The organism is Alcanivorax nanhaiticus, assembly GCF_000756665.1.
GTDB lineage: Bacteria > Pseudomonadota > Gammaproteobacteria > Pseudomonadales > Alcanivoracaceae > Alcanivorax > Alcanivorax nanhaiticus.
In genome coordinates this window covers 82,329-106,135 of sequence record NZ_ARXV01000006.1, presented here as the reverse complement: position 1 = coordinate 106,135, position 23,807 = coordinate 82,329, and the positions used below count along the sequence as shown (strand labels likewise).

The following is a 23,807-nucleotide window of genomic DNA, read 5'->3' as shown; positions in this document are numbered from 1 at the left end:
GCAGGCAAGTTATTCGCTCCGCTCACCCCTTCGGGGCCGCACTCCGTGCGTTCTCTGCTGCGCTACGTTCCTGCGGGAGAGGGATCTCGCGCCTCGATCTCTGGTATTCGCCGCCTTATATCGCTAGTGTTGCCGGTCCACATCGGGAAATAACAACACCCCATGAGCAACCACGAACCCGTCCTGCTGGTGTCCCGGCACAATCATCCCCGCGGCAGTTGTCAACGCGGGCGCATGCAGCGTGACCGACTGATCCACCGTGCTTCCTACGTGGTGGTGCAGGATCTGGCCGGGCGGGTGTGTGTGCAGCAGCGGGCGGCGGACAAGCATTTCTACCCTGGCGGCTGGGATCTGGCCGCCGGTGGGGTGATGCGCCCGGATGAATCGGTGGCGCAGGGCCTGAGCCGAGAGTTGTTTGAAGAGCTGGGTCTGCGTCGTCAGTTTAGTCGCTGGCAGTGGTTCTGGTTTGCCAATCCCCATCACCGGGTGTGGGGCGCGCTTTCATCGGTGCAGGCATGTCCGCAGGCAGTGTCGTTGAGCGATGAAGTGGTTGCCATAGACTGGCTGCCGGCACAGCAGGCACTGGCCCTGCCCGGGGCTACGCCGGATACTCGCCATGCCCTGTCCTTACTGCTGGCATCACCACGCTGAGCGTTTTCGTCCTTGTCCAACAGGCGTCTGCTGGGTAGCTTCTCTGCATCGAGAAGGAGAGCCTTATGACTCAGCGATTCAGTGTTGCCGGTAAGCGTATTCTGATTACCGGTGCCTCCAGTGGTTTTGGTGCCCACTTTGCCAAAGCGCTGGCCGAGGAAGGGGCGGATGTGGTGCTGGCCGCCCGCCGCGTGGAAAAACTGGAAGACACCGCCAACGCCGTGCGTGCCCTGGGCCGTGAAGCCACCGTGGTACCCATGGATGTGAGTGATCACGCCAGCGTGGAAGCGGCGTTTGCCGACATGCCTCCGCTGGATGTGGTGGTGAACAACGCCGGTATTTCCCAGGAAGGCCCTACCGAAAATATCCCTGAAGAAGAATGGGATCGTGTCATCGACACCAACTTGAAAGGTGTCTGGGCGGTCTCCAAGTTCGCCATTCAGCAGTGGAAGCGAGATGGTCGTCCGGGCAGCATCGTCAATATCGCCTCCATTCTCGGCCTGCGGGTTGGTGGTCGAGTGGCGCCATACACTGCTTCCAAGGCGGCAGTGGTGCAGTTGACCAAATCACTGGCGCTGGATTGTGCCCGCTACAACATCCGCTGCAACGCCATCTGCCCAGGCTATGTGGAAACCGACATCAATCGTGATTTCTTCAGCAGTCCGCAAGCAGAAAAGATGCTCAAGCGTATTCCCTACCGCCGACTGGGGCAGATCGATGAACTGGTGGGCCCGCTGTTGTTGCTGGCCTCTGATGCTTCGTCCTACATGAGTGGAGCGATCATCGCGGTGGACGGCGGCCATCTCTGCAATACCCTTTGATAGGCACACGCGGCACGGCAACAAATACGGCCTGAAGCGTAGGAAACCCTTGAAACAGTATTAAGGAACGACCATGGATTTTTCCCTGAGCCCGGAAATTGAAAACCTGCGTCAGAAAGTTGCAGCGTTTGTTGAAGCCGAAGTCATGCCGCTTGAAAGCGACAAGGGCAACTACGACGAGCACGAAAACTTCAAGGAAAGCGTGGTCGACGCACTGCGTGAAAAAGCCAAGGCGCAAGGCCTGTGGGGTTTTCAGCTGCCGAAAGAACGTGGTGGTCTGGATGTGGGTGTGGCGGGTATGGCGGTGCTTTACGAAGAAGCCGCTCGTAGCCCGTTTGGTCCCGTGGTGTTCAACTGTGCACCGCCAGATGATGGCACCATGATCCTGCTCAACAAGATACTCAACGACGAGCAAAAAGCGCGCTGGCTGCAGCCGATGATCGACGGCAAGGTGCGCTCTGCCTTCGCCATGACCGAGCCCGATGGGGGCTGTGGTTCTGATCCATCCCTGACCTACAGCACCGCCACCAAAGAGGGTGACAACTGGGTCATCAACGGACGCAAGTGGTTCATCACCGGTGCGGAAGGCGCCCAGCATTTTGTGCTGATTGCCAAGACCAGTGATGACCCGCGCAAGGGCCTGACGGCCTTTATGTTCGATGCTGACCAGCCCGGTTGGGAAATCGTTCGCCGCATCCCGATCATGGGCCCGGAAGAACACGGCGGTCACTGTGAGCTGAAGTTTGACGGTCTGGTGATTCCTGACGAAAACCGTTTGCTGGAAGTTGGCGACGGCTTGAAAGTCACCCAGATTCGTCTCGGCACTGCGCGCCTGACCCACTGCATGCGCTGGTTGGGTCTGGCCAAACGTTGCATGGAAGAAGCGGCGGGTTATGTGGAGAACCGCATGAGCTTTGGCACGACTCTGGCCGAGCATGAAGGTGTGCAATGGATGCTGGGTGACGTGGCCAAGGAAATCGAAGTGGGCCGTCTGCTGACCATGCAGGCTGCCTGGATGCTGGATCAGGGTGACTTTGCCAAGAAAGAAATTTCCATGGCAAAAATCCACGTGGCCGATACCTTGCACAAGGCGGCGGATACCGCCATCCAGCTGTGCGGTGCCCGCGGTTACTCCAAGGACACCTTGCTGGAGTGGATCTACCGCTACGCCCGCCAGGCCCGTCTGGTCGACGGCGCCAGCGAAGTGCACAAGATGGTGTTGTCCCGCTTTTATCTGAAAGAGAAGCGTGATTTTTTCAAGTGGGGCGTATAGCTGCTCTGCAGCTGCAACAGGCACCATGCCAAAAAAGCCGGCTTTTGCCCACTGCTGTCCCACAGTTTGGGCGGTCATAAATAGAGCCTCATCTGAGGCTCTATTGTTTTGTCTGGAGGGTCCGGGTTCAGCAGCTCTTTCAGGGTCTTCTTCTCGAACAGGTTGCCTTGAAGCACTCGCATGATCCTCTGCACGGTCCAGCCCGCCCTTGCGCTGTGGCGGGCGAACGACAGCAATAAATAGGTACACAGGGCAATCCATAGCTGGGTCAGAATCGCGTTGCGGGATGTGCCCACGAAGGCCTTGATCTTGAGGTTCTGCTTGATCGCCTTGAAGAATAACTCGACTTGCCAGCGATCCTTATAGATGTCAGCAATCGTGCGTGCGCTTAGCTTGAAATTGTTGGTCAGGAAGACGTAGTGACGGCCCGTTTCCGGGCAGCGGAAGCCGACCCGACGCAGCCGGGGCGCGCCACGCTTGAGAGCATGCGCACTGTTGAGCTGGATGACCTGGTCCGAGGTCACGCCTTGCCCCTTGATGAACTCGCGTCGCTCCAGCACCTTGTAGATGCTGTTCGGGCGGAGCCGGGTCACAAAGAATACTCCCTTTTCAGTCAACGACTTATACCAGCCATAGTCCACATAGCCCTTGTCGAAGGCAATGATGCTGCCCCTTGGAAAGTCAAAGCCTCGCCCGGCAATCAGTTCGCTTTGTTTGCCATCGGAGATCGAGACAAACTCCGGAATCATGCGTTCGTGGTTCAGGCCCACGTGCAGTTTTACCGAGGCTTTGTCGGCATTATTCCGGGCCCAGGGGAACAGGTGGATGGACAGATCAATCAGGCTGGCATCGAGGGAATAGAGTGGGTTTTTGAAGCGAAAGCGGCGCTGTCCCGGCAAGCTCTGGCAGCGTGTCAGTAGCTTGCTAAACAGGGGCTCGTACAACTGATAGGGCTGCTTCTCGTTCACTCTGGCCAGTGTCGAACGCGCAATCGGCTTACCGCCCAGATGGTACAGCTTGCCTTGCTGGGCCTGCAGGTTGGCTTCGATATCCCGCAGGCTCTGTCGGCCCGCTACTTGGGAAAGCGCCATGCCGAGAAACTGATCCCAGCGGGTCGCTGATCTCAATTTCTGCCCTTGATGGTGCTCTCGCGCCAAGGCCTCGAATTCATGTCTCGAAACCGGCTTGAGCAGATCGTGAAAGGTGGTGTTAGAATGCGACAAAGCCTGAACCTCCCTGATGACAACGTTTTCTTCGCAGATACATTGTAATCAGATTGGTTCAGGCTTTTTCATTTATCCCAAACTGTGGGACAGCAGTGCGCTGTTGCGGAGCTTTTCTTAATGGCGATTTCTATCCTGCGCTGTGAATCTCGAATTGCACACCAATGCGCCGGGCTTCCTGGGCCGCGCGTCGTTGTCTCTCCTCTGAATCGTCCACAATCACGGCAAGAATTTCTGTCTGTAGTGCTTGGGCATGTCCCTTATCCATTTCCTGGTTGGCAATGCGATGGGGCAGATCGTTGAGTAATTGATTGCCCAGTGTTTTTTGCATTTGAGTATTGTTTTGCGCGGCAATCTTGTCCCATTGCTCCCGTAATTTGGCAAAACGCAACCGATTGGCAAGCCGGGTAAGTTCTTGTGCAGGCTCTTCATGACGGGCGGCGACGGATTCCAGAACCTGCCACTCCATGGGAGAAATAAATGCCGGGCGCGCATTCAATTCCCCCTGATATTCTTCTCTCCCAATTTGATTCAGCGCCTGTTGCGCTGCATTTTCCTGTTGTTCAACCAAGTCGTCGTTGCGAGCGTCGTCAGCATTGTTGGTTTGCTCAACGACGACAGACTTCAGCTCGGTGGTTTTAGCGTCCGCGTTGTTAGGTTGTATATGGGGAGGCAGAAAGAGTGCGATACCGACAGCGGCCGCAATCAAGCCAACGCCGGTGGCTGCTTTCAGGGTATTGGGTGAATGATGAAAACGATACATGGATACTCCCTGTTCTTGGAGGCCGGCCCGAAAGCGGGCCGGCTATCATGGTTACCAGGTGGTCGGTGCCGGTGGCGCCACATTGAAGCTGTATTGCTGGCCCGGGCCTGACATCAGGGTCGTGAACAGGCTGTTGAACAAACCGCACCCTTGCATGCGTGGGAAGCTGGTGGTGCCAGTAAAGGTCAGCTCACCACTGCCCAATGCGGAGACCGGTCCATCAAAGTCCACGGGGAAGGCTACCGGCGTTTCGGTCTTGCAACCAAAGGGGATCTGCAGGAAACCAAACCCGGCGGATTTTACGGCGATATCGGCGTAGGCGGTGCCGTGCACACCCAGTTGGCCATGGTTGTCCAGTGAGGCCGTCCCGGTAGTGGGGGCAATGGGAACGACGGACAACTTCACATCCAGCGGCAGGACGATGTTGAGTTTGGTTGAAAAGTGCGGCACGTCCAGGTTGCCGTTGAGGGTGCCTGCGGTCATGTCGGTGTCGGCAGAAAAGGTGGAAGTTTCTGGTAGATCTACGGTTTGTCCCAGAGTGGCCAATTCCATACTGGCATCCAGATTCCATTGATCCAGTGAGACAACAAAGTTTCCGCCGCCGGGATTGGGGTTGGCAGTGGGTTTGGGTTTCAGAGTAAGACAGGTGCCGACTGTATATTTGCCATCCATGCGATCTTGCAGCCAGGACAGAACCGGGGTGGCGGCCTGGAATTGGGTGACGATGTGCTCACTGGGAAAAACGCCGAAGGTCACATTGCCAAACTTGCGGCAGTACTGCTTTTTTAGCGCCAGGTGTTGATCCAGCGGGATAAATTCATCGGCGGTGCCGTGGTATTGATACAGCGGAACCTCGATACGCTTGTTGCCGAGGGCTTGCTCTGCAAGGGTGGCGTTGACTTCAGGAATGGCAAGCAGAGTATCCAGTGGCGCATTGCCCACGGTGTATTCGGCCAGATCCTTGTTCATGTAATTGAACAGGGTATCGAACACACACTGATCGGCGGTCACCTTGGCAATTTCAGTTTTGCCTTGAACATTGGCGCGGTTGTCCAGATCAATTTCTGTAGGGTACTGGGCATCAAGACCGATAACGGTTTGCAGCAGAAATGAGGAGCCGGTACTGGCATTCAAGTAATGTGCAGTATCGAAGAAATCGGCGGGTGTGCCGCCTGCTGCAACGGCTACCAGATTGATATCGGCGGCGTAATCCTTCCAGCGCTCGCCCGCCCAGGATGCTGTTTGCCCGCCTTGTGAGTAGCCCCAAATCGCGGTGCGAGTTGCTGGTGTGATGCCACTGTCTGCGATCTGTGAGCTCGCCCGGATAATATCCAGTGCGGCATGTGCCTGTGCTTTGCCGGCCATATAGGAGGGCGTGTCTCCTGTGGTGTAGCCAGGGTTGTCGGTGATCACCACAGCATAACCGGCCTGCAGTGCAGCGCGGATATTGGCATTTTCGTAGTCGGTACCCTGTGCCATTTGCAGAGACGGCGCGCAGCGCTGGGCCAGGCCATGGGTGCCAACGGCATAACTGATCAGCGGACGTTCACCATTGCCACTCCATGGTGCCTCCGGTACCAGCACCGTGCCGGTGACCTGGTTAGGATTGCCGATGGCATCTGTGGAGTGATAAAGCACATTCCAGGCAGACACCGACGGGCTGCCGGTGCCGAGGTCCACGCTGGTTTCGCGCTGCCAGATCAATTCGCCCGGCTGGCCTGTGGCGATGACGGGTGGATCATAAAAACCCATGTCGGATGGGCCTGTCATGGCCGCGTGGCTGCTCAAGGGGGGTAGTAGCAGTGCTGTGGTCAGCCCTGCGACGGCGGCAAGGCCGCTATTGTTGTAACGCATGTCAGACTCCTTTTTTATTTTTCTCCGACGCAGCGGTCGGAGGGGAGCCTGAAAGTAGTGGGTGCCTGCCATGGGCGCAGGATGAAAAAGGCCAGATATCGGTTAAATATGGCCAATGGAAATGATTGCTGTGGAAATGTGATGGAGTTGCTATTGCCGATGTGCCTTGGCCGTTGCTTCTTTTTCTGCAAGAAATTCTGTTGGCGACAGCCCTGTCCAGCGGCGGAACGCTTTGGCAAACGCAGAGGAGTCAGTGAAGCCGAGCATTAGCGCCAGTTCAGTGATCGACTCTCCGCCGCGGGAAAAGTACTCGCGGGCGAGTTTTTGCCGCACATTATCCAGTTCTTTCTGATAACTGGTGCCATTTTCGGCCAGTTTTCGGCGCATGGTTCTGCCGCTCATGCCCAGTTCTGAAGCGGCATTTTCCAGCGAGGGGAAGGCGCCGTAGTAGCGCATCAACATGCGTCGTAAACGCAGTGGAAGGATCCGCATGGCTCGGGTGGGAATATTCTCAAACAGGGATTTTTCTGCAGACATGGCCATCAACCGATTGGCCAGAGGAAGTTCTCTCTCCGCCAGTGATTCACAGCCTACAATTGCGTTTTCAGGTTGATCGAAGATGACCGGGCACTTGAAGTAACGGCGATAGATATTGCCCCAGGCGGGTTCGGGATAGGCAAAGGTGACGTGCTTTGTGTAATCGTGGGACCCGATCAACTTTTCCATGATGTTGTAAAAACTCACCATGTTCAGCTCAATAAAAAAATGGGTGTAGGGCGCCAATGATATTTCTTCACGTATGAAGAATTTTCCCTCTCCCTTCTCGAGGTAACCGTTCATGGAAAGTGGCGGAAAAAGTTCGTCGCAAAAGCGGGAGATCACCTCAAGGCACTCTCTCAATGTGGTCTGGGTAACGGCCGCGACCCCGGCCATGCCATGGTGAGAGATCGTCATCAGGTTGCCCATGGTCAGGCCGAGGTAGGGCATCCTTAATGCCTGTACCGCCTGATCAACAAGGGCGACGACCTGGCGGGTGTTGATAAAGCGACCGTCCTCGCCCGGAAGGTAGTCGATGCCGGCATTGCGATAAAAACTGGCCTGATCAATACCGATGATGTGTTCGATGATTTCATGAGGGTTGTCGACATGGAACTGGATTTTCTGCTGCAGCCAGTCTGCATCCAGATTGAGGCTTTTCCGCAAATCGAAATAGGTCTGAATATGGCCGAGCGGTATGCAGGGGCTGTCCTTGTCCATGTTTGCTCCTGGCGCGTTCTTTTTGTTTTTGTCCAATTGGGCCATTTAATTACTAACACAGGAGATAAATGGCTCAGCTGGCTGAAAGAACAGATGCCTTGGGCGCAAGGGCTACCCGGAGGAGGCTTGGCCGATATTTTGCCGGTAACTCAGTGCTTCCCGTAAATGATCCCGTTCCACCTCTTCGCTCTGTGCCAGGTCGGCGATGGTTCTGGCTACCCGGATACTGCGGTGCAGTGCGCGGGCCGACAGGCCGAGCCGATTCATGACGCTGGCCAGCCAGTCCCGGTGGGGGCGTAACAGCGGCTCAAGATCATCTGGCGACAAATCACGATTGAGCCGTTGTTGTCGCTGCCATTGTCGTTGCCAGGCTTCTCGTACTCGCTGACAAACGATGGCGCTGGTTTCGCCTTGCTTGTCGCCCAGTAGCTCATGGGCGTCGACGGCGGGAACATCCAGATGCAGGTCGATACGATCCAGCAGCGGGCCGGACAGTTTGGACTGGTAACGTTTGGCTTTTTCACAGCGATAACCGCAGCTTTTTTCCGGATCACCCAGAAAACCGCAAGGGCAGGGATTCATGGCCGCGACCAGTTGAAAGCGGGCAGGAAAAGTCAGCTGCTGGGCGGCACGGGCGATGCTGACTTCGCCGGTCTCCAGCGGCTCACGCAATACTTCCAGCACGCGCCGATCAAATTCCGGCAGCTCATCCAGAAATAGCACGCCGTGATGGGCAAGGGAGATCTCTCCGGGCTTGGGGTAACTGCCGCCACCGACCAGCGCTGTGGCCGAGGAAGTGTGATGGGGAGCCCGGTAAGGGCGCTGGTAAAACAACTGACTGTCGCGCGGCTGTTTCAGCGAGTGGATGGCGGCGACTTCCAGGGCCTGGCGAGAGCGTAGGGGAGGTAACAGTCCAGGTAATCGCGAAGCCAGCATGCTTTTACCGGCTCCTGGTGGGCCGCTGAGTAACAGTGAGTGGCCCCCGGCCGCCGCAATTTCCAGAATTCGTTTTGCCATTGCCTGACCGCGAATCTCGGACAGGCAGCCGCCCTGCAAAGTCTGCTCACATGGCGGGTTGCTGTGATGACCGGGCAGAGGTGCCTGGCCTGTCAGGTGGGCGGCAACCTCACAGAGCTGATTGGCGGCCAGGGTCTCGACCCCGGTGAGACTGGCTTCGTCGGCGTTCTCTTTTGCGACCATCAGGCTGCGTTCACTTGCCTGGCAAGCCAGGGCACAGGGGAGGATGCCGGATACCGGATTCAGCTGGCCATTGAGCGAGAGTTCACCTGCGAACTCCAGCTGATCCGTATCAACTTTACCCAACTGGTTGCTGGCGATAAGGATGCCCAGGGCAATCGCCAGATCAAAACGACCACCATCTTTGGGGAGGTCGGCGGGGGCCAGGCTGATGGTGATCCGGCGCTGGGGAAATTCAAAACCACTATTCACCAAGGCAGAGCGCACCCGGTCACGGCTTTCGCGTACGGCGGTGTCGCCCATGCCGACAATAGTAAAGGCGGGGAGACCTGGTGCCAGATGGGTTTCGACACGCACCTCCCGTGCATCAATTCCCAGCGGCGCACGGCTATACAACAGAGCGTGTGTCATTGTGGCTCGCATTCCAAGAATAACGCAGTGCAGTCTAAGCGGGTTGTGCCGGGGGGCGTGTGCGAGGTTGGTGATGTTGTGCGTAGGAGATTGGCCGTTTGTGCTGCTATGGCCGCTGTGCCCACTGTGTACATGCCACGGTTTCACCGCGATGGCGAGCGGCGACAAGCCAGCCCCCGTAGGAACCTGCCTGCAGGCGATAAAGAGCCAGTGACGAGGTATGAGTTTCGAGTTTCGAAAACCTGAAATGCAAAGCGGCTTTTTTGCCTTTCGGAACGTGCAGCTTGATCCTGCTTTTTGTGCCCATCGCTTGCAGGCCTGCCTCCTGCTGTGGAGGCAGTGTTTCACGCAAAAGCGTATCAGCCGCGCTTTTTACCGGCTTTTTCCAGCACCATCAGCGTATCCACATAGCTGACGAAGTGATCCAGATAGGCAGGGGATAATTCCTGCAGGGCGCTGATGGCGCGGGTAACCAGGCGGTGGGAGTTGAGGGGGCCGGCGTCACTGGGCGTCTGGGTAAGGGCGTCTTCGATGCGGCGACGTTTGCGCTGTTGTTGCTGACCGGCGCGTACCCGGCTCAGGGCTTTCAGTTCGCGTGGACCTTCATTGACTGGCTGCGGTACGGCATTTTCTTGCGCAAACAGATTCCCTTCCTGTTCCTGCAGCATGACCCTTAGCGGGTCGAGATTTTCCGGTTCCGGGGTGTTGTTGCCATGCAATTTTAGCAGGGCAAGCACTTCTGCCAATGGCGAAACGGAAGGTGCAGGCGACAGCTGACGCAACAGACTTTTAAAAGCCTGTTGTTCGTATAACGGCGTTAGTTCGGGTTGCTGTTGCCGGTCCCATTTCTGTTCCACAGCCTTTTGGCAATCGTCCAGTCGTTGCTGCAGCTGGGTGATTGCATCGCCAAGGCGGGCCAGGGTGCGAGGGCTGTTGTGGCGAAGCTGCGCCAGCCGTTTGCACTGGCTCTGCAGGAAACGGAAGGCGACGGGATCGAACTGCTCGGCCCCCCGCGTTTGCAGGGCATCGACACGTTCTGTCAGTTCAGAAAGGGACATGGCTTCAGCCATTGCCGCTCTCCGTTTCTGCCGAGGCGTCTTCAATATTGTCGGTGTTGCGGCGCGGTACGGTCGTCAGTTCGACGCGGCGGTTTTTGGCGCGGGCGGCGCTGTCGTCGTTGGGGACCACCGGCTGATGCGGACCAAAGGCAGCGGCGAACACCTGGTCTTCCGGCATGCCCTGATCAATCAGGGTGCGGGTGACGGTGAGGGCCCGCTGGGCAGAAAGCCCCCAGTTGTCTTCATAGCGGCTGTTGCCGCGCTGGATCGGCAGGTCATCGGTGAAGCCGCTGACCATGAGCATTTCGTCATGTTGATCCAGATACAGCTGCAGCGGTTTGACCAGATCCTTGAGCAGGACTTCACCCTCTTCCTGGAGTTGGTCGGAGTTGATCTGGAACAACACGCTGCCGCTGATGCCGATGCGGCCATCGCGGAAGGTCACCCGGCCGCTGGCCAGCGGATCGGCCAGCGCCTGTTCCAGGGCCATGCGGCGCTGTTCTTCAGCGAGGCGCTTTTCCTTTTCCTGTTCCAGCGACTGGCTCAGCTCCAGCTGGATGCCGATGACCCACACCAGTACCAGTACCAGGATGCCCACCAGGGCTGCCATCAGGTCAGAAAAGATGGCCCAGACCGGTGAGGCCTGGGCGTCGTCGTGGAGCTCTTCCATCAGCTGGCCTCGGCCGCAGACAGGTTGCCCAGGGCGTCGATCACGTCTTTCTGGGAGGTCATGCTCAGTTCGATCACTTCACGGGCTTGTTCCACGTAGTAGGCCAGTTGCTCATCGGCGCGGATGGCAGACTTGTCCAGTGCGGCCTCTACCTTCTGCAGGTTATCCAGCAGCTTGTCGTTGCTGTCGCTGAACAGCTGCACAGCGGCGGCGAACGAGTCGCTGAGGCTGGCCACTTCGGCAGCGCTGCCGGTGACATCGCCGGCCACTTCATTGAGCCGTTCGCTCTGCTCACTGACCTGCTGGGTGAAGGTGTCGCCCACCTGGCTGAGAGTCTCGCTGGCGCGGGTGATCAGGGTCTCGATGGCCTCACGCTGGGCGGTGGCCGCGTCGCGCTGGTTGCTGAGCAGCTGATCCAGCTCTTCAGTGATGCGCTGGCGCTCTTCCAGCAATTCGTTGTCACGCTCGCTGCTGCGGGTCATTTCCTCGCGCAGGCGGGTGATCACTTCCGCCGCCGCTTTCGGGGTTTCCGAGGCGGTTTCGATCAGGCGGGTCATGGGTGCTTCCAGTGCGGTGCCAAGGCGGGTCAGATGCTCGCTGACGGTACCTTCCAAGGCTGCGAGACGTTCGCTGGCGGCACCGGCGCGTTCGGCCTCGGCGTCACGCAGGGCGGTCAGTTCTTCACGGATGCCACTCACCAGCTGATCAAGACCTTCGCGCTGACCGTCCAGCAGGGTGGCGGTGCTGCTCTGGAACTGTTCATTGTTGTTGCTGAATGTATCGCGCAGGGCTTGCAGCAGTTGTTCATTGCTCTGCTGTTGCTGGCTGTTGTGCTGCTGCCACCGTTCGCCGGCCTGCTGAATGGCCTGGCTGAATTCGCCGGTGGCGGCATTCAGGCGGCTTTGCTGCTGTTCGGCAAGGGCGGCCTGGGCATCACGGGCTTCCTGCAGCTGACGGTCATGTTGGGCCTGTTGGTCGGCCAGTTGTTCCTGCCAGTGTTGCTGGCCGCTGCGGCTGGCCTGCTCGAACTGCTCGGCCACCGCCTGCAGTTGCTCGCGGCTCTGTTCAGCCAGGCCTTGCTGGCTGTCGCGCAACTGCTCGAGCAGGGTGTCGCTGTTGCTCTTGAAGCGGTCGTGGTGCTCGGCCAGTGAGGTGCTGATATCGCTGACCAGTCGGGCGCTGGTTTGCTGATGGGTATCCAGTCCCTGCTGCCAGTGGTTGGCGGCAGCCTCGGTGGTGGCGCGGAATTCTTTGGTCAGTTCACTGAGCTGCTTTTCGGTGAGCTCGGCAAGACGGGCATGGGTACCTTCCACCTGCTGGTTAAGGGTGGCCAGGGAGCTTTCCATCAGCGGCTGGATGTTTTCCACCGCCAGGCGGCTGCTGTCGGCCAGGGTGTCCTTGAGGGACTGGCTGACATCATTGGCCAGCTGACGGTATTGGCTGTTCACAGCCTCATGAAACTGCTGCTGATTGCCGGTGAGGCTGTCGCGCAGTTCGGAGCCCAGGCCTTCCATTCGGGTTGCCAGCGCCTGCAGGGCATCCACCAGTGCCGGGAAGGTTTCACTCTGTTGATGCAGTGCCTGATAGGCGGCCTCGCGCTGATGATCCAGTGAGAAGGCATGCAGGGTGGTGTCGCTGAGAGTGTCCAGCCTGCGCGAGATCAGCATGCGGTCGCGACGGCACAGGGTGGCGGTCAGGCCGAGCATGGCGGAGGCCGCGACCCCGGCGATGGAGGTGCCAAAGGCCAGGCTCAGCCCGGCAATAGGGGCAGACAGGGCGCTACGGATGGCGGTGAGTTCGCTGCTGCCGTCCAGGGCGGTGGCGGCGCCCTGCAGGGTCACGATCATGCCCACAAAGGTACCCAGCAGGCCGAGCATGACCAGCAGGCCGGTGAGGTACGGAGTCAGGACCGGGCCGGGCAGAGCGGCGGGGTGGCCGTCGATGCGGCGCTGCACGCTGTGACGCAGTGGTACCGGCAGGCTTTGCAGCCAGTGACGCAGGTTTTCTCGGCTGTCGGGGAGATCGTTCAGACGATCATCCAGCGCGGCGGTATTACGGCGGAAGCGTAACAGCTCGGCGAAACCCATGGCGTAGACGGCAGCAATGATAGCCGTCACGGTGAAGGCTACGGGCTGGCTGATAAAGGTGATGGCGATCCACAGGACCGCGATAGCGCCAATCACAAAGGGCGCAGCAAATAGATAACGTTTCATGGAGTGGGGCTTACCTCATTGGTGTCATGCGCGCCGGCGGGGGCAGTTTCGGTCGCCTCCCGAGCCGCCGCGAGCAGGCCAAGAACCGGTTCTTGTCGGGCATCCAGTTCGGCCAGTAACAGCATTTTCAGTTCCTGCCGAAATTGGGTGAGCCAGCCTTGCGGGCCCAGCCAGTCGGCGGGAGTGTGGAAAGGGTCGCGCTGCTGCCAGAGCAGGCGATAACGTTGTTCGAGTACGCCGGCCAGAGCGGCGAATCCCTGACGGGCATAGCTGGCCAGACCGCTTTCAAATACGGCATCCAGCTCGGCCAGGTGTGCCAGCGGAGCACTGTGTCCGGCCAGCAGGCGCCGGCAGCGCAGGCGCAGATTGCTCAGCCCGGCGATCATCTGCCGTTGGTGAGCCTGATAGAAGCGTTCGTAAGCGCTGAAGCTGGGCCGCTTCTCGGCGTCGGCATCGTCACGTAATGGAGGCAGTGCAACCACTGAAGCGGCCTTTTCCCCGGAAAAACTGCGGCCGAGATAATCCAACAGGGCACGGCGGGTTTTCAGCAGGTCGTCCTGCAGCTGCTGGGGCAGCTCCTCAGCGCCACTAAACGGGCCTTTGGGGCTATAGCGGGTGGCACCGTCCAGAGAAATGGCATCAGACAGATCGAAAAGCCGACCGAGGCGCTCGGCAAAATCGCCGTGGCTGGCACGGGCAGCCTTGCTGTCCAGGCTATTCAGCAGCTGCACCAGGCGGCTGCCGGGAAGGCCGGATTGTGTGCGCGGTTGCGTCCTGTGCATGGGGTGGCGATCCATTGGTGTCACATTCGGTGTCACTGTGCCGGGCGGGGAATCCCGCGCGGCGAGCCGAACATTCTAATCGGGAAAGGGGAGGGATGATAATGCGTCTGTCGGTTGAGGGATATGGGGCGTATTTCTGTAATACTGGGCAATATTTCAGCGGGAGATGGGCGATGAGAGTGATGATGCTGGTGGCGATGCTGTTGTTGGTGGGCTGCGGCCCCAAACCGGTGGGCGCTGATCGTGACCGTCACGGCTGCCTGGGCTCGGGAGGTTATGAATGGTGCCCGGGCACGCAGGAGTGTGTGCGCAGCTGGGAGCTCGCCGAAGCGCATGGCTACGAAGATGCCGAAGAGGCCTTTGATGCGGTCTGTCTGGGTGAGGCGGGAGAAGCTTGAGGCGACTTTGGCGGTGGGGCACCGGGCAATAGCAAGGCCGTCACCGCGTGACGAGTCGCGAGTGGCGAAAGGCCTTGACCGTGGAATCAGGGGTTGTGCTCTTCGAAACTCGTGACTCGTATCTCGAAACTGACTAGGGAGCCTCTAAATAACTCCTTGCACGCTGAGTACGCAAGGAGTTCTTCAGAGGCTCCTAAATCTGACTGTCGATGGGCAGCCAGGACAGCAGCCAGATCTTGAAACGTGACCAGCCGGAGGTTTCCGGGTCATGTTCTTCTTCCAGCCGGCCCTGTGGGGTGTCGGCAATCCAGCGCAGGTCTCCTTCATCGTTGAATTGTACTGACCACGCGGAATCGCCGGCCACCCAACGGTCAAAAAGGTCACTGAGCTCCTGATTGATGGCCGGGCTGTCGATAAGCAAGGCAATTTCCGTGTTCTGCAGGATGGAGCGCGCGTCCAGGTTCACGGAACCCACTACGGAAAGACGATCATCAATGACCATGGTTTTGGCGTGCAAGCTGGCTCGAGACTTGCCTTTAAACCAGTGCATGCGCTTTTGTTGCCCGGCGGTAGAACGTAACTCCCAGAGTTCGACTCCGCCCTTCAGCAAGGGCTTGCGATAATCCATGTAGCCGCTGTGGACGATCGCCACATCCGTGGTGCTGAGAGAATTGGTGAGAATCTGCACCGCCACGTCCCGTTCTTCCAGGCTGTTGAATAACTCCACTCCCTGGTCGCCGGGAACAAAGTAGGCGGAGCTGATCTTTACCCGATCCCGGCTGGATTCAAGAATGGTTTTCAGATCAGCGCCAAGATAGAAAGATTCATGCAAATCTGCGTGTTCAAGGACTTTCTTTGGCGTATCCACCAGCAGGGAGGCATTGCCCCAATGGAACGGAACTTTGCTATCCACTAGCGCCTGGCTCAGGGTGCTGGTCCGCAATGCGTTGATGAATTCAGAATTTTTTTGCTCTTCAAGAAAGTCGGCCAGGTTCTCGCGCAGGGTGGCCAGGTCCGTGTCGGTATCATCGGCATCAAGTAGCAGGTGCCCAGGCACGCTGGCGGGATAGGCCCAGTACTCGTCGAAGCTGCCACTGGCCGGCGGCACGATGGGGCCAACGGCAAGAATATCGATGTCCTGAAAATCGATGTTGGTACTGGAGAAATACACATCTCCCAGGTTACGTCCGCCGGTAATGATGGCCACGCCATCTGCCACCATGAGCTTGTTATGCATGCGATGGTTGGTGCGGCTGAAATCCTTGAGAATTTCCCAGTTCCGGGAAACGCCATTGCGGGACGCCACTGGATTGAAAACACGGATTTCGATGTGGGGGTGCTGGTCCAGTCGTGCCACGAGCGGATTATGGAGTCGGGTGCCCATGTCATCCACCAGTACCCGCACACGCACGCCACGGTCGGCTGCATTCAGCAGGCGGCTGACGATGATCCGCCCGGTAACATCATTGGTAAAGATGTAGTACTGCAGATCCAGACTGGTTTGGGCACTCTCGATTAGCGCAATGCGGGCAAGGAAAGCGGACAGACCGTCGTGGAGTAGATAGAAGCCGGATTCGCCCTGATGATCCGCTTCCATGACGCGCAGCCCTTTCACCAGTGGCGAGTCGGTATTGACCAGCGTGGTGCTTTCCGGCCGCTGCTGCGGGTCGTACGGTGGGGCACTCTGGCAGCCTGCGGAAAGCAGCGTCATCAGAATCAGAATTGAGGCATGTTTTGGCAGTGCGGTCATGGCGACTGTAGGATTCGTTATTAATGAGGTAATCAAACCTCAGCATGGACAGGATTACAAACCCGGGAGTGGGTATGCGGATAAAACGAATCGGGATGGCCGTGGCAGTCTGCGGTCTGTGGGGCTCGGCGCAGGCGGGTTTCATGGAAGACTATATGACCGATCCGGAAGACGGCATGCCGGATGCCAGCCGCTTTCTCTCTGAATTGCCCCTGAGTTTCATGCCCGTACCGGTGGTGATTACCGAACCGGCGGTGGGTAATGGTTTGGGTGTGGTCGGCGTGTTCTTCCACGAAAGCGAGGAGCAGAAACAGCAGCGGGTGGAGGGCAACGCGTCGGCGATTCTGCCCAACAACATCAGTGTGCTGGGCCTGGCGGCTACCGAGAACGGTACCCGAGGGGCGGCGGCGGGGCACCTTGGATTCTGGCGCAACGATACGATTCGTTACCGGGGCTTTGCACTGGTGCCCGATCTGAACCTGGATTTTTATACTTTTGGTGGCCGTACCATCGACCGTCCCATTGAATTGAATCTGAAAGGGCCTGCGGCCATTCAGGAATTGAAATTCAGGCTGGCGGACAGCCCCTGGATGATGGGGGTTCGACAGACTTATCGTCAGGTGGAGCTGGACCTGGCAGAAAACGTTCAGCTACCCAATCCGCGTCTTGAGCAAGCCGTAAACCGTTTTCTGGAGAATCACCTGGGCGAGACGACCCGGACGTCGGGTCTGGGCGTGCTGGCAGAGTACGATTCCCGGGATAATCCCATGGCACCCCAGAGTGGACTTTATTACACCGCCAATTACGTCTGGTACGGCGACAGCATTGGCAGTGATGTGGATTACGGTAGCTATACCTTGGAGGGGCTGAATTACTGGAACGTGAACGAACACTTTAATTTTGCCCTGCGGATGCAGTATGACGGTATTGATGCCGGTGACAGCGCCCGCTTGCCTCCGTATATATCGCCTTATGTGGACTTGCGAGGGGTTCCCGCTGTGCGCTACCAGGGCAAATCAGTGGCCGTCGCAGAAGTGGAAGCGACCTGGAAAGCCACCATGCGCTGGCGTTTCAATTTCTTCGCTGGGGGTGGGCGTGCCGCAGAGAATATCGGTGAGTTGTCGGATGCAGAGGTGGCGAACAGCTATGGCGCAGGTTTCCGTTATCTCATGGCTCGCCGCTATGGCATGACCATGGGGATCGATGTGGCGAGAGGGCCTGAGGATACTGCATGGTATATTCAGGCGGGGTCGAGCTGGTAGGGGATTAGCGAGTTACGAGAAGCGAGTTTCGAAAGGCAAAAACTGCCTGCCTTTTGGGATTTGAGGTTTTCGAAACTCGCTTCTCGTAACTCAATACTTGTTATTCGTCGTCGTTTTTGTCCATGTTCTTGCTGGCGGCTTGTGCATCTTCGAGCGCAGCGAATTGTTCCGAAATAAGGCTGCCAATATCCTGGTTGATGCGACGGATAGTGTCGTAGACCATGCCGATCGTCTTGCGTTGCTTGTCTTTCAAGGAGGCCGCCTGTTCTTCAAACAAGCCGAGCTTTTCCAGAGCATCGAATGGCAAGCTGGCAATATGCTGGTGCACATCTTCCACGGTGCTGGCACCGTCCTCGATCGCTTCCTGAATCATGTCCTTGAGCAACTCTGCCCGTTGTACTGTTTTTTTCATGGTCGACCTGCTGGTTTACATCATGGTGATTGCTTACGAATGTAGCGGAAAGTCGGTATTTCGACCATACATGGAATTGTATGATTTGTTGAAGCATGACCGGTTGTCAGGTGATGGATGCCATTGTCAGCGCCAGAGTTGACCTTGGGAAACAAAAGGCGGCAACCTGATAGCGGGTTCATCTCCGAATCCTGATCGGAACCTGGAGTGCGATTATGGAAAACGTGAAGTCGATGATTGCCGATATCAAGGGCAAGCTGGACGAGCTGGAAAGTGAACTGGAATCGCTGGAGAAAAAAGCCATTAGTGACAGCGGCGATGCCAATACGGAAGCCGAGCGTCATCGCCTGGCGCTACAGGATGTGCTGACCGACCTGCAGCAGCGCATTGATGAGTACCATGAACTGGCCGGGATTGATGGCGAGGCTGCGGGTGAGCGCTGGCAGCAGATGGACAGGGATCTGATGGATCTCAACAACGATCTATACGGGGCGAACTAGCTACGCTCAGTTGGATAGGAAAACCAAAAAGTTCCCGAGCTTCTGCCTTTCAACGAAGCCGCTGTGGGAGCGTGCCTGCACGCGATCCGAGCCCAAGCGAGGTAAGGATTCCAGAAACGTCGTTGGAGCTGTAGGAGCGGACGTTCGGCCGCGAACCGTGCGAAGCTCGGAATCGACCGCAGGGCGATCAGGCATTTCAGGGCTCGACAGGTCTCTACAGAAAGAGATGCCTCTGGGCCCTGCAGCTTTGCTTGTGGCTTCGGTGGTCGGGCTTGGCATGAGGCCCTTGTGCGTTTCCGTAAGCCCGCTGGACACCGATCTGACGAAACGGAGTGGCCATGCCATCCTTTCATATTCGTAATGAACAACCCGACGACATCCCGGCCATTCATGCCCTCACCGCGGATGCCTTCGCCAATGTTTCCCACAGCGATCAGCGCGAACCGCTTATCGTAGATGCCCTGCGTGATGCGGGGGCGCTCTCTCTGTCGCTGGTGGCTGAACTTGAAGGTGAGTTGGTGGGGCACATTGCCTTCTCTCCGGTGACACTTTCCTGTGGTGCCAGCCACTGGTACGGGCTGGGGCCGGTATCGGTGTTACCGGAGTGGCAAGGGAAAGGCGTTGGCAGTCAGCTGGTGCTGGCAGGGCTGGATAGCCTGAAGCAGCAGGGCGCCCACGGTTGTGTGTTGCTGGGGGACCCTGCCTGGTATGTGCGCTTCGGGTTTGTCGCCACACCGTTGCTGCGTCTGTCAGGGGTGCCGGCGGAATACTTTCAAGCGTTATTGCTAAACGGCACCTGGCCGGATGCGGAGGTGCATTATCACCCGGCGTTTCAGGTTTGAGAGCAGTTGAAAGTTTAAAGTTGAAAATTCAAATGTGCGGGACGCGCCGCTGCACTGGTTTATCGGTTTGTGCCCGCGCCATTACCGGTTAACGCGGGCAGAGCCTTGCACAGAACGACAACCTGATCCGCGTTTAAACTTTGCACTTTCAACTTGCCCTTACAGCAACGCCCCCAGTCCCAGCACCGCCACAAACCCGACGCTGTACGCGACCAGCAGATAGCCGAAGTAGCGCAGGTAGGAGCCGAAGGTGAGGGCTTCCACCTTGCTCATGGCAATCACCCCTGCGGCGGAGCCGATCACCAGCAGGGCACCGCCTACACCTACCGAGTAGGTCAGCGACAGCCATTCCGCCAGGCTCATCTCGATGCCGGAATTCAGCAGCGCTGCAGTTAGCGGTACGTTATCAAACAATGCGGATGCCAGGCCGACCAGATAGTTGGCAGCCACCGGTGGCAATACGTCATAGAGCGCCGGGAAATAGGCCAGCATGCCCAGTTCCTTGAGCATGCCCACCAGCAACAGTACCCCGAGAAAGAACAGCAGGGTGTCGAACTCAATCTTGCGGATATATTCCAGGATGGGCTCATCCTTGTTGGTGAACTGCACCACCATGAACATCAGGGACAGGCCGAACAGGAAACACAATACCGGAGGAATGCCGAAGGCCACGTTGGCACCGATAGTGCCGACAATAGTCGCGAAGAACAGAGTGGCGATGACCTTGTCGCCTCTTTCGGTGGTTTGCAGCTGCTTCTCGATGTGCACTTCGCCATTGAGTCCGAAAGAGAGCATGACGGCGAGCACGGCGACCGCGCTGGCGGCTGGCAGACTCAGCAGCAGCAGATCGGGAATCGCCACCTTGTTGGCGAGGAAAATCATCAGGGTGGTGACATCGCCGGTGATGAGTGCAGTACCACCAGCATTTACCGAGAACACTACCAGCACCAGGTAACGAAGCAGTTTCTGGGCTGGCAGGTTGAGGTTCATCAGTACCGCGATGCAGACCAGCGTGGCGGTAATGTTGTCGGCCATGGACGAAAACAGGAAGGCGAACAGGCCAGTCAGCAGCATCAGCTTTCGCTCGCTGATCTGCGAGGGCAGTAGCCGATTGACGATATTGTCGATAATGCCTTTGCCGGACAGGTAGGCCACAAACGTCATGGCGGCCATCAGGAACAGCCATAGCGTGGCGATATCCAGCAGGTTTTCATTCAGGCTTTCCATCAGTGCTTCATGACTGAGGCCTGTTGGCGGTGAAATGAAGAACAGCAGCCAGGCAAAGGACCCAAAAAAGAGGGTGGTTTTGGCTTTATCGATATGAACGATGTCTTCGATGACGATGGACACAAAGCCCAGCGCCACCAGGATGAGCAACACAGTGGTCATGACAGGTGTCTCGCAAGTAATGGGCGGACGGGGGTGAAGGCAGCGGGGCTGCGTGGGGGCATTCTAGGTGCCGATCGAACAATGTTCATTAGAAAAACGCAGTGTATAGCCTGCTTTTTTGCCTGAATGATCCTGCAACCGGTGTATCGGAGTGATTTATTGGGGTGTTTTCCTTTACAATAATGAGAATAATTCGCATTTTTGGATTTTTCGGGATTGTGGTGCGCGCTTGCGCTGACGACGCTCCCTGATTGACTGTCGAGAATGATAGAGGAAAACCTATGTTGACCCGTGTTGCTGCCGGTGGCCTGCTGCTGTCTTCCCTGTGGATGGCAGGGTGTAGTGAAGAACCCGGTTCTGCCGTTGAATCTACTCCCTATGATGAGGCTCAGGCCCGCCAGGTGGTCAGCCACTACGCGGACCTGGTGCTGGCGACTTACAGCGATGCCCTGGCTCAGGCCCGGGCCATGCAGGAGGCGGTCAATGTTCTGCTGGCGGAGCCATCAGAGCAAACCCTGGCGGCGGCCCGGGATGCTTGGCGTGCAGCCCGAGTCCCCTACATGCAGACCGAAGTCTTCCGGTTTGGTAACCGGGTGGTGGATGAATGGGAGGGGCAGGTCAATGCCTGGCCGCTGGATGAAGGGCTGATTGACTATGTGGATGACAGCTACCAGGCGGTGATGGGTAACCCGGGGGCGCGTGCCAATATCATTGCCAGTGAATCGCTCATGATCGGTGAGCAGGTGTTGGACCTGTCGGAGCTGAATGGAGAGCTGCTGGCTAGCCTGAATGAGCTGGGTGGTTCAGAAGTGAATGTGGCCACCGGGTATCACGCCATCGAGTTTTTGCTCTGGGGTCAGGATCTGAATGGCACCCAGGCCGGTGCCGGGGAGCGCCCGGCGACGGATTTTGCCCTTGGCGATGGAGCGACCGGAGGGAATAACGAGCGTCGCCGCGAGTATCTGCAGGCAGTGACGGGATTGTTGATCAGTGATCTTGAGGCCATGGTGGCCGAGTGGCAGCCCGATGCGGATAACTATCGTGCCGAGCTGGAAAGTGATGAGGTGAAGAACGGGCTGCGCAAGATGCTGTTCGGCATGGGCAGTCTGTCGCTGGGAGAGCTGGCGGGTGAGCGCATGAAGGTGGCATTGGCAGCGCATTCACCGGAAGACGAACATGATTGTTTCAGTGATAACACCCATTTCTCCCACTTCTACAACGGCAAGGGCATTGCCAATGTGTATCTGGGTGAATATCAGACCGTCGGCGGCGAAAAGCTGGCCGGTCCTTCCCTGAGCGATTTGGTGGCGGCAAAGGACCCGGCAGTGGATGCCCGTCTCAAGCAGGATCTGGCGGCCAGTGAAACCGCTCTGCAAGGGCTGGTAGATAGCGCTGCCAATGGCGCGCACTTTGATCAGTTGATCGCGCCGGGTAATGCCCAGGGTGCGGAATTGATTAATGGGGCGATTAACGCGCTAGTGCAGCAGACTGGCAGCATCGAGAAGGCGGCCCTGGTGCTGGATATTCAGGCGCTCAACCCTGACACCGCCGACCATCAGTTCTGAAAACGGGATCTGATAAGATAGCGCCGCCTGATGAGGCGGCGTTTTTCTTGCCGCACCGGCGTGAAAGCCACACCGCGTGGCACCTGAAATTCTGGAAGGATACTTGTCTTGCGTTATGCCATCTTGACCCTGTCCCTGGCCAGCGTGCTGGCCGCCTGTGATTCTGGCCCTACCTTTACCGAGGCGGAGCCCGGCGAGCAGCTGTCTGCCGGTGAAGGTACGGTGACCAAGGTCGATCAAAACGCCTTCTCGCTGCCTCTGGCCAATCTCTCGCCCACTCGCCGTTTGGACTTCAGTGTGGGCAACAGTTTCTTCCGCAACCCCTGGGTGATTGCACCGGCGTCCACCGATGCCCGCGATGGTCTCGGTCCGCTTTTCAACACCAACGCTTGTCAGAACTGTCATATCAAGGATGGTCGAGGTCATCCGCCGGGTCCGGAGGCCAAGCAGGCGGTTTCCATGTTGGTGCGGTTGTCCGTACCAGCAGGTGAGGGGGACGATCTGACCCGAAGTGGTCTGGTGGCTGAGCCCAACTATGGTGGTCAGTTTCAGGACGCAGCGATTCCCGGTGTCGCGCCTGAGGGCCGGGTGCGGGTGGAGTATTCTCCGCTGGTGATGCGCTTTGCCGACGGACACGAAGTGGAACTGCGCAAGCCGCGGCTGACGTTCAGCAATCTGGGTTATGGCCAGATGCACCCTGCTACCCTTTTCTCGGCACGTATTGCCCCGCCGGTGATCGGGCTGGGCTTCCTGGAGGCGATTAGCGATGAAGACCTGCTGGCCCATGCCGACCCGGGGGATGCCGATGGTGATGGCATCAGTGGCAGGGCCAATCAGGTATGGGACCGTGCCAGCGACACCACGCAACTTGGCCGGTTTGGCTGGAAGGCCGGGCAGCCCAGCCTGCGCCAGCAAAATGCCGAGGCGTTTGCCAACGATATGGGGTTAACCAGCAATCTCGTGCCCACGGATTCCTGCGCGCCCAGTCAGCAGGCGTGCCTCGCGTTACCCGATGGCGGTACTCCGGAGGTCAGTGACGAGATTCTGGATAACGTGACGTTCTATACCCGTAACCTTGCCGTGCCGGCCAGACGCAACGTGAATGATCCCAAGGTACTGGAAGGCAAGGGGTTGTTCTTCCAGACGAATTGTCAGGGTTGTCATGTGCCCAGCTACACCACCGCAGCGGATGCCGCGGAGCCGGAATTGGCCAACCAGACGATTCGGCCTTACACCGATTTGTTGCTGCACGACATGGGGCCAGAGTTGGCGGATGGTCGCCCGGAATTTCTGGCCAATGGCCAGGAGTGGCGTACCCCGCCACTGTGGGGTATCGGGCTGACTGAGGCTGTGAATGGCCATACCCAGTTTCTCCATGATGGCCGGGCGCGCAATCTGATGGAGGCGATTCTCTGGCACGGTGGTGAAGCGGCTGCCTCCCGAGACAAGGTGCTGACGTTTGATGCCGAGCAGCGCGAAGCCCTGCTGGCGTTCCTGAATTCACTGTAGCTGGGAG

At 58.0% G+C, this 23,807-nt stretch carries 21 protein-coding genes; 9 read left to right on the top strand and 12 right to left on the bottom strand.

Going from position 1 to position 23,807, the window contains the following annotated elements; genetic code table 11:
* The first annotated feature begins 162 nt into the window (after positions 1–162).
* The 3 genes from Y5S_RS09100 to Y5S_RS09090 all read left to right on the top strand — a co-directional run bounded on the left by Y5S_RS09100 (position 163) and on the right by Y5S_RS09090 (position 2,745).
* Positions 163–651: an NUDIX hydrolase gene (locus Y5S_RS09100; RefSeq protein ID WP_035232370.1), complete on the top strand. Its 489-nt coding sequence runs from the start codon at positions 163–165 to the stop codon at positions 649–651.
* Positions 652–716: 65 nt separating this feature from the next.
* Positions 717–1,472, top strand: coding sequence for an SDR family NAD(P)-dependent oxidoreductase (locus Y5S_RS09095; protein ID WP_035232368.1), 756 nt, complete (start codon positions 717–719; stop codon positions 1,470–1,472).
* A gap of 73 nt (positions 1,473–1,545) precedes the next feature.
* A complete protein-coding gene (locus Y5S_RS09090; protein ID WP_035232365.1) occupies positions 1,546–2,745 on the top strand; it encodes an acyl-CoA dehydrogenase family protein in 1,200 nt (399 codons plus the stop codon).
* A 74-nt stretch (positions 2,746–2,819) separates the two neighbouring features.
* Here the strand turns inward: Y5S_RS09090 and Y5S_RS09085 are convergent, their stop codons facing one another.
* The 9 genes from Y5S_RS09085 to Y5S_RS09045 form a co-directional block, all read right to left on the bottom strand.
* Entirely contained in the window at positions 2,820–3,968 is a 1,149-nt protein-coding gene (locus Y5S_RS09085) for an IS4 family transposase (RefSeq protein WP_035232363.1), read from the bottom strand.
* A gap of 130 nt (positions 3,969–4,098) precedes the next feature.
* The gene (locus tag Y5S_RS09080; protein ID WP_035232360.1) at positions 4,099–4,731 is read right to left on the bottom strand and encodes a hypothetical protein; all 633 of its coding nucleotides are present in this window, start codon (positions 4,729–4,731) and stop codon (positions 4,099–4,101) included.
* 51 nt (positions 4,732–4,782) lie between these two features.
* Complete coding sequence (locus Y5S_RS09075; RefSeq protein WP_035232358.1) at positions 4,783–6,585, bottom strand: lipase family protein; 1,803 nt, start codon at positions 6,583–6,585, stop codon at positions 4,783–4,785.
* A 150-nt stretch (positions 6,586–6,735) separates the two neighbouring features.
* Positions 6,736–7,842, bottom strand: a complete 1,107-nt coding sequence (locus tag Y5S_RS19135; RefSeq protein ID WP_052041490.1) for an AraC family transcriptional regulator — start codon at positions 7,840–7,842, stop codon at positions 6,736–6,738.
* A 111-nt stretch (positions 7,843–7,953) separates the two neighbouring features.
* On the bottom strand, positions 7,954–9,450 hold the full coding sequence (locus tag Y5S_RS09065) for a YifB family Mg chelatase-like AAA ATPase (RefSeq protein ID WP_035232357.1): 1,497 nt from the start codon (positions 9,448–9,450) through the stop codon (positions 7,954–7,956).
* Between the two features lie 359 nt (positions 9,451–9,809).
* Positions 9,810–10,520 carry a DUF2894 domain-containing protein gene (locus tag Y5S_RS09060; RefSeq protein ID WP_035232356.1) on the bottom strand — a complete coding sequence of 237 codons (711 nt, stop codon included), beginning with the start codon at positions 10,518–10,520 and terminating at the stop codon, positions 9,810–9,812.
* Positions 10,513–11,178, bottom strand: a complete 666-nt coding sequence (locus tag Y5S_RS09055; RefSeq protein WP_035232355.1) for an OmpA family protein — start codon at positions 11,176–11,178, stop codon at positions 10,513–10,515. The genes Y5S_RS09060 and Y5S_RS09055 overlap by 8 nt, the downstream gene beginning before the upstream one ends.
* On the bottom strand, positions 11,178–13,391 hold the full coding sequence (locus Y5S_RS09050) for a DUF802 domain-containing protein (RefSeq protein ID WP_035232354.1): 2,214 nt from the start codon (positions 13,389–13,391) through the stop codon (positions 11,178–11,180). The genes Y5S_RS09055 and Y5S_RS09050 overlap by 1 nt, the downstream gene beginning before the upstream one ends.
* On the bottom strand, positions 13,388–14,173 hold the full coding sequence (locus tag Y5S_RS09045; protein WP_231552659.1) for a DUF3348 family protein: 786 nt from the start codon (positions 14,171–14,173) through the stop codon (positions 13,388–13,390). Before Y5S_RS09045 ends, Y5S_RS09050 begins: the two co-directional genes overlap by 4 nt.
* Before the next feature lie 173 nt (positions 14,174–14,346).
* Here Y5S_RS09045 and Y5S_RS09040 point away from each other — a divergent pair, with 173 nt between their 5' ends.
* A complete protein-coding gene (locus tag Y5S_RS09040) occupies positions 14,347–14,571 on the top strand; it encodes a hypothetical protein (protein WP_035232352.1) in 225 nt (74 codons plus the stop codon).
* 193 nt (positions 14,572–14,764) lie between these two features.
* Here the strand turns inward: Y5S_RS09040 and Y5S_RS09035 are convergent, their stop codons facing one another.
* Positions 14,765–16,321 carry a phospholipase D family protein gene (locus Y5S_RS09035; RefSeq protein WP_035232351.1) on the bottom strand — a complete coding sequence of 519 codons (1,557 nt, stop codon included), beginning with the start codon at positions 16,319–16,321 and terminating at the stop codon, positions 14,765–14,767.
* A 74-nt stretch (positions 16,322–16,395) separates the two neighbouring features.
* Here Y5S_RS09035 and Y5S_RS09030 point away from each other — a divergent pair, with 74 nt between their 5' ends.
* A complete protein-coding gene (locus Y5S_RS09030) occupies positions 16,396–17,583 on the top strand; it encodes a BamA/TamA family outer membrane protein (protein WP_035232350.1) in 1,188 nt (395 codons plus the stop codon).
* A gap of 100 nt (positions 17,584–17,683) precedes the next feature.
* Here Y5S_RS09030 and Y5S_RS09025 read toward each other — a convergent pair whose 3' ends face one another.
* Positions 17,684–17,995, bottom strand: coding sequence for a hypothetical protein (locus Y5S_RS09025; protein WP_035232347.1), 312 nt, complete (start codon positions 17,993–17,995; stop codon positions 17,684–17,686).
* Between the two features lie 215 nt (positions 17,996–18,210).
* Between Y5S_RS09025 and Y5S_RS09020 the strand changes: the two genes are divergently transcribed.
* Both Y5S_RS09020 and Y5S_RS09015 read left to right on the top strand, forming a co-directional pair.
* Entirely contained in the window at positions 18,211–18,495 is a 285-nt protein-coding gene (locus Y5S_RS09020) for a hypothetical protein (protein WP_035232346.1), read from the top strand.
* A 338-nt stretch (positions 18,496–18,833) separates the two neighbouring features.
* The gene (locus tag Y5S_RS09015; RefSeq protein WP_035232344.1) at positions 18,834–19,337 is read left to right on the top strand and encodes a GNAT family N-acetyltransferase; all 504 of its coding nucleotides are present in this window, start codon (positions 18,834–18,836) and stop codon (positions 19,335–19,337) included.
* Between the two features lie 159 nt (positions 19,338–19,496).
* Here Y5S_RS09015 and nhaD read toward each other — a convergent pair whose 3' ends face one another.
* Positions 19,497–20,726, bottom strand: a complete 1,230-nt coding sequence (gene nhaD, locus Y5S_RS09010; RefSeq protein WP_035232342.1) for a sodium:proton antiporter NhaD — start codon at positions 20,724–20,726, stop codon at positions 19,497–19,499.
* Between the two features lie 281 nt (positions 20,727–21,007).
* Here nhaD and Y5S_RS09005 point away from each other — a divergent pair, with 281 nt between their 5' ends.
* Together Y5S_RS09005 and Y5S_RS09000 are read left to right on the top strand one after the other, a co-directional pair.
* The gene (locus tag Y5S_RS09005) at positions 21,008–22,291 is read left to right on the top strand and encodes an imelysin family protein (protein WP_035232340.1); all 1,284 of its coding nucleotides are present in this window, start codon (positions 21,008–21,010) and stop codon (positions 22,289–22,291) included.
* Between the two features lie 108 nt (positions 22,292–22,399).
* The gene (locus tag Y5S_RS09000) at positions 22,400–23,800 is read left to right on the top strand and encodes a di-heme oxidoreductase family protein (RefSeq protein WP_035232338.1); all 1,401 of its coding nucleotides are present in this window, start codon (positions 22,400–22,402) and stop codon (positions 23,798–23,800) included.
* Positions 23,801–23,807 lie beyond the last annotated feature (7 nt).

Bases quoted from the DNA above. Each gene is read 5' to 3' on its own strand.
- Y5S_RS09100 (WP_035232370.1), top strand. From the start codon at position 163: ATGAGCAACCACGAACCCGTCCTGCTGGTGTCCCGGCACAATCATCCC.
- Y5S_RS09095 (WP_035232368.1), top strand. From the start codon at position 717: ATGACTCAGCGATTCAGTGTTGCCGGTAAGCGTATTCTGATTACCGGT.
- Y5S_RS09090 (WP_035232365.1), top strand. From the start codon at position 1,546: ATGGATTTTTCCCTGAGCCCGGAAATTGAAAACCTGCGTCAGAAAGTT.
- Y5S_RS09080 (WP_035232360.1), bottom strand. From the start codon at position 4,731: ATGTATCGTTTTCATCATTCACCCAATACCCTGAAAGCAGCCACCGGC.
- Y5S_RS09075 (WP_035232358.1), bottom strand. From the start codon at position 6,585: ATGCGTTACAACAATAGCGGCCTTGCCGCCGTCGCAGGGCTGACCACA.
- Y5S_RS19135 (WP_052041490.1), bottom strand. From the start codon at position 7,842: ATGGACAAGGACAGCCCCTGCATACCGCTCGGCCATATTCAGACCTAT.
- Y5S_RS09065 (WP_035232357.1), bottom strand. From the start codon at position 9,450: ATGACACACGCTCTGTTGTATAGCCGTGCGCCGCTGGGAATTGATGCA.
- Y5S_RS09060 (WP_035232356.1), bottom strand. From the start codon at position 10,520: ATGGCTGAAGCCATGTCCCTTTCTGAACTGACAGAACGTGTCGATGCC.
- Y5S_RS09055 (WP_035232355.1), bottom strand. From the start codon at position 11,178: ATGGAAGAGCTCCACGACGACGCCCAGGCCTCACCGGTCTGGGCCATC.
- Y5S_RS09050 (WP_035232354.1), bottom strand. From the start codon at position 13,391: ATGAAACGTTATCTATTTGCTGCGCCCTTTGTGATTGGCGCTATCGCG.
- Y5S_RS09045 (WP_231552659.1), bottom strand. From the start codon at position 14,173: ATGCACAGGACGCAACCGCGCACACAATCCGGCCTTCCCGGCAGCCGC.
- Y5S_RS09040 (WP_035232352.1), top strand. From the start codon at position 14,347: ATGAGAGTGATGATGCTGGTGGCGATGCTGTTGTTGGTGGGCTGCGGC.
- Y5S_RS09035 (WP_035232351.1), bottom strand. From the start codon at position 16,321: ATGACCGCACTGCCAAAACATGCCTCAATTCTGATTCTGATGACGCTG.
- Y5S_RS09030 (WP_035232350.1), top strand. From the start codon at position 16,396: ATGCGGATAAAACGAATCGGGATGGCCGTGGCAGTCTGCGGTCTGTGG.
- Y5S_RS09025 (WP_035232347.1), bottom strand. From the start codon at position 17,995: ATGAAAAAAACAGTACAACGGGCAGAGTTGCTCAAGGACATGATTCAG.
- Y5S_RS09020 (WP_035232346.1), top strand. From the start codon at position 18,211: ATGGAAAACGTGAAGTCGATGATTGCCGATATCAAGGGCAAGCTGGAC.
- Y5S_RS09015 (WP_035232344.1), top strand. From the start codon at position 18,834: ATGCCATCCTTTCATATTCGTAATGAACAACCCGACGACATCCCGGCC.
- nhaD (WP_035232342.1), bottom strand. From the start codon at position 20,726: ATGACCACTGTGTTGCTCATCCTGGTGGCGCTGGGCTTTGTGTCCATC.
- Y5S_RS09005 (WP_035232340.1), top strand. From the start codon at position 21,008: ATGTTGACCCGTGTTGCTGCCGGTGGCCTGCTGCTGTCTTCCCTGTGG.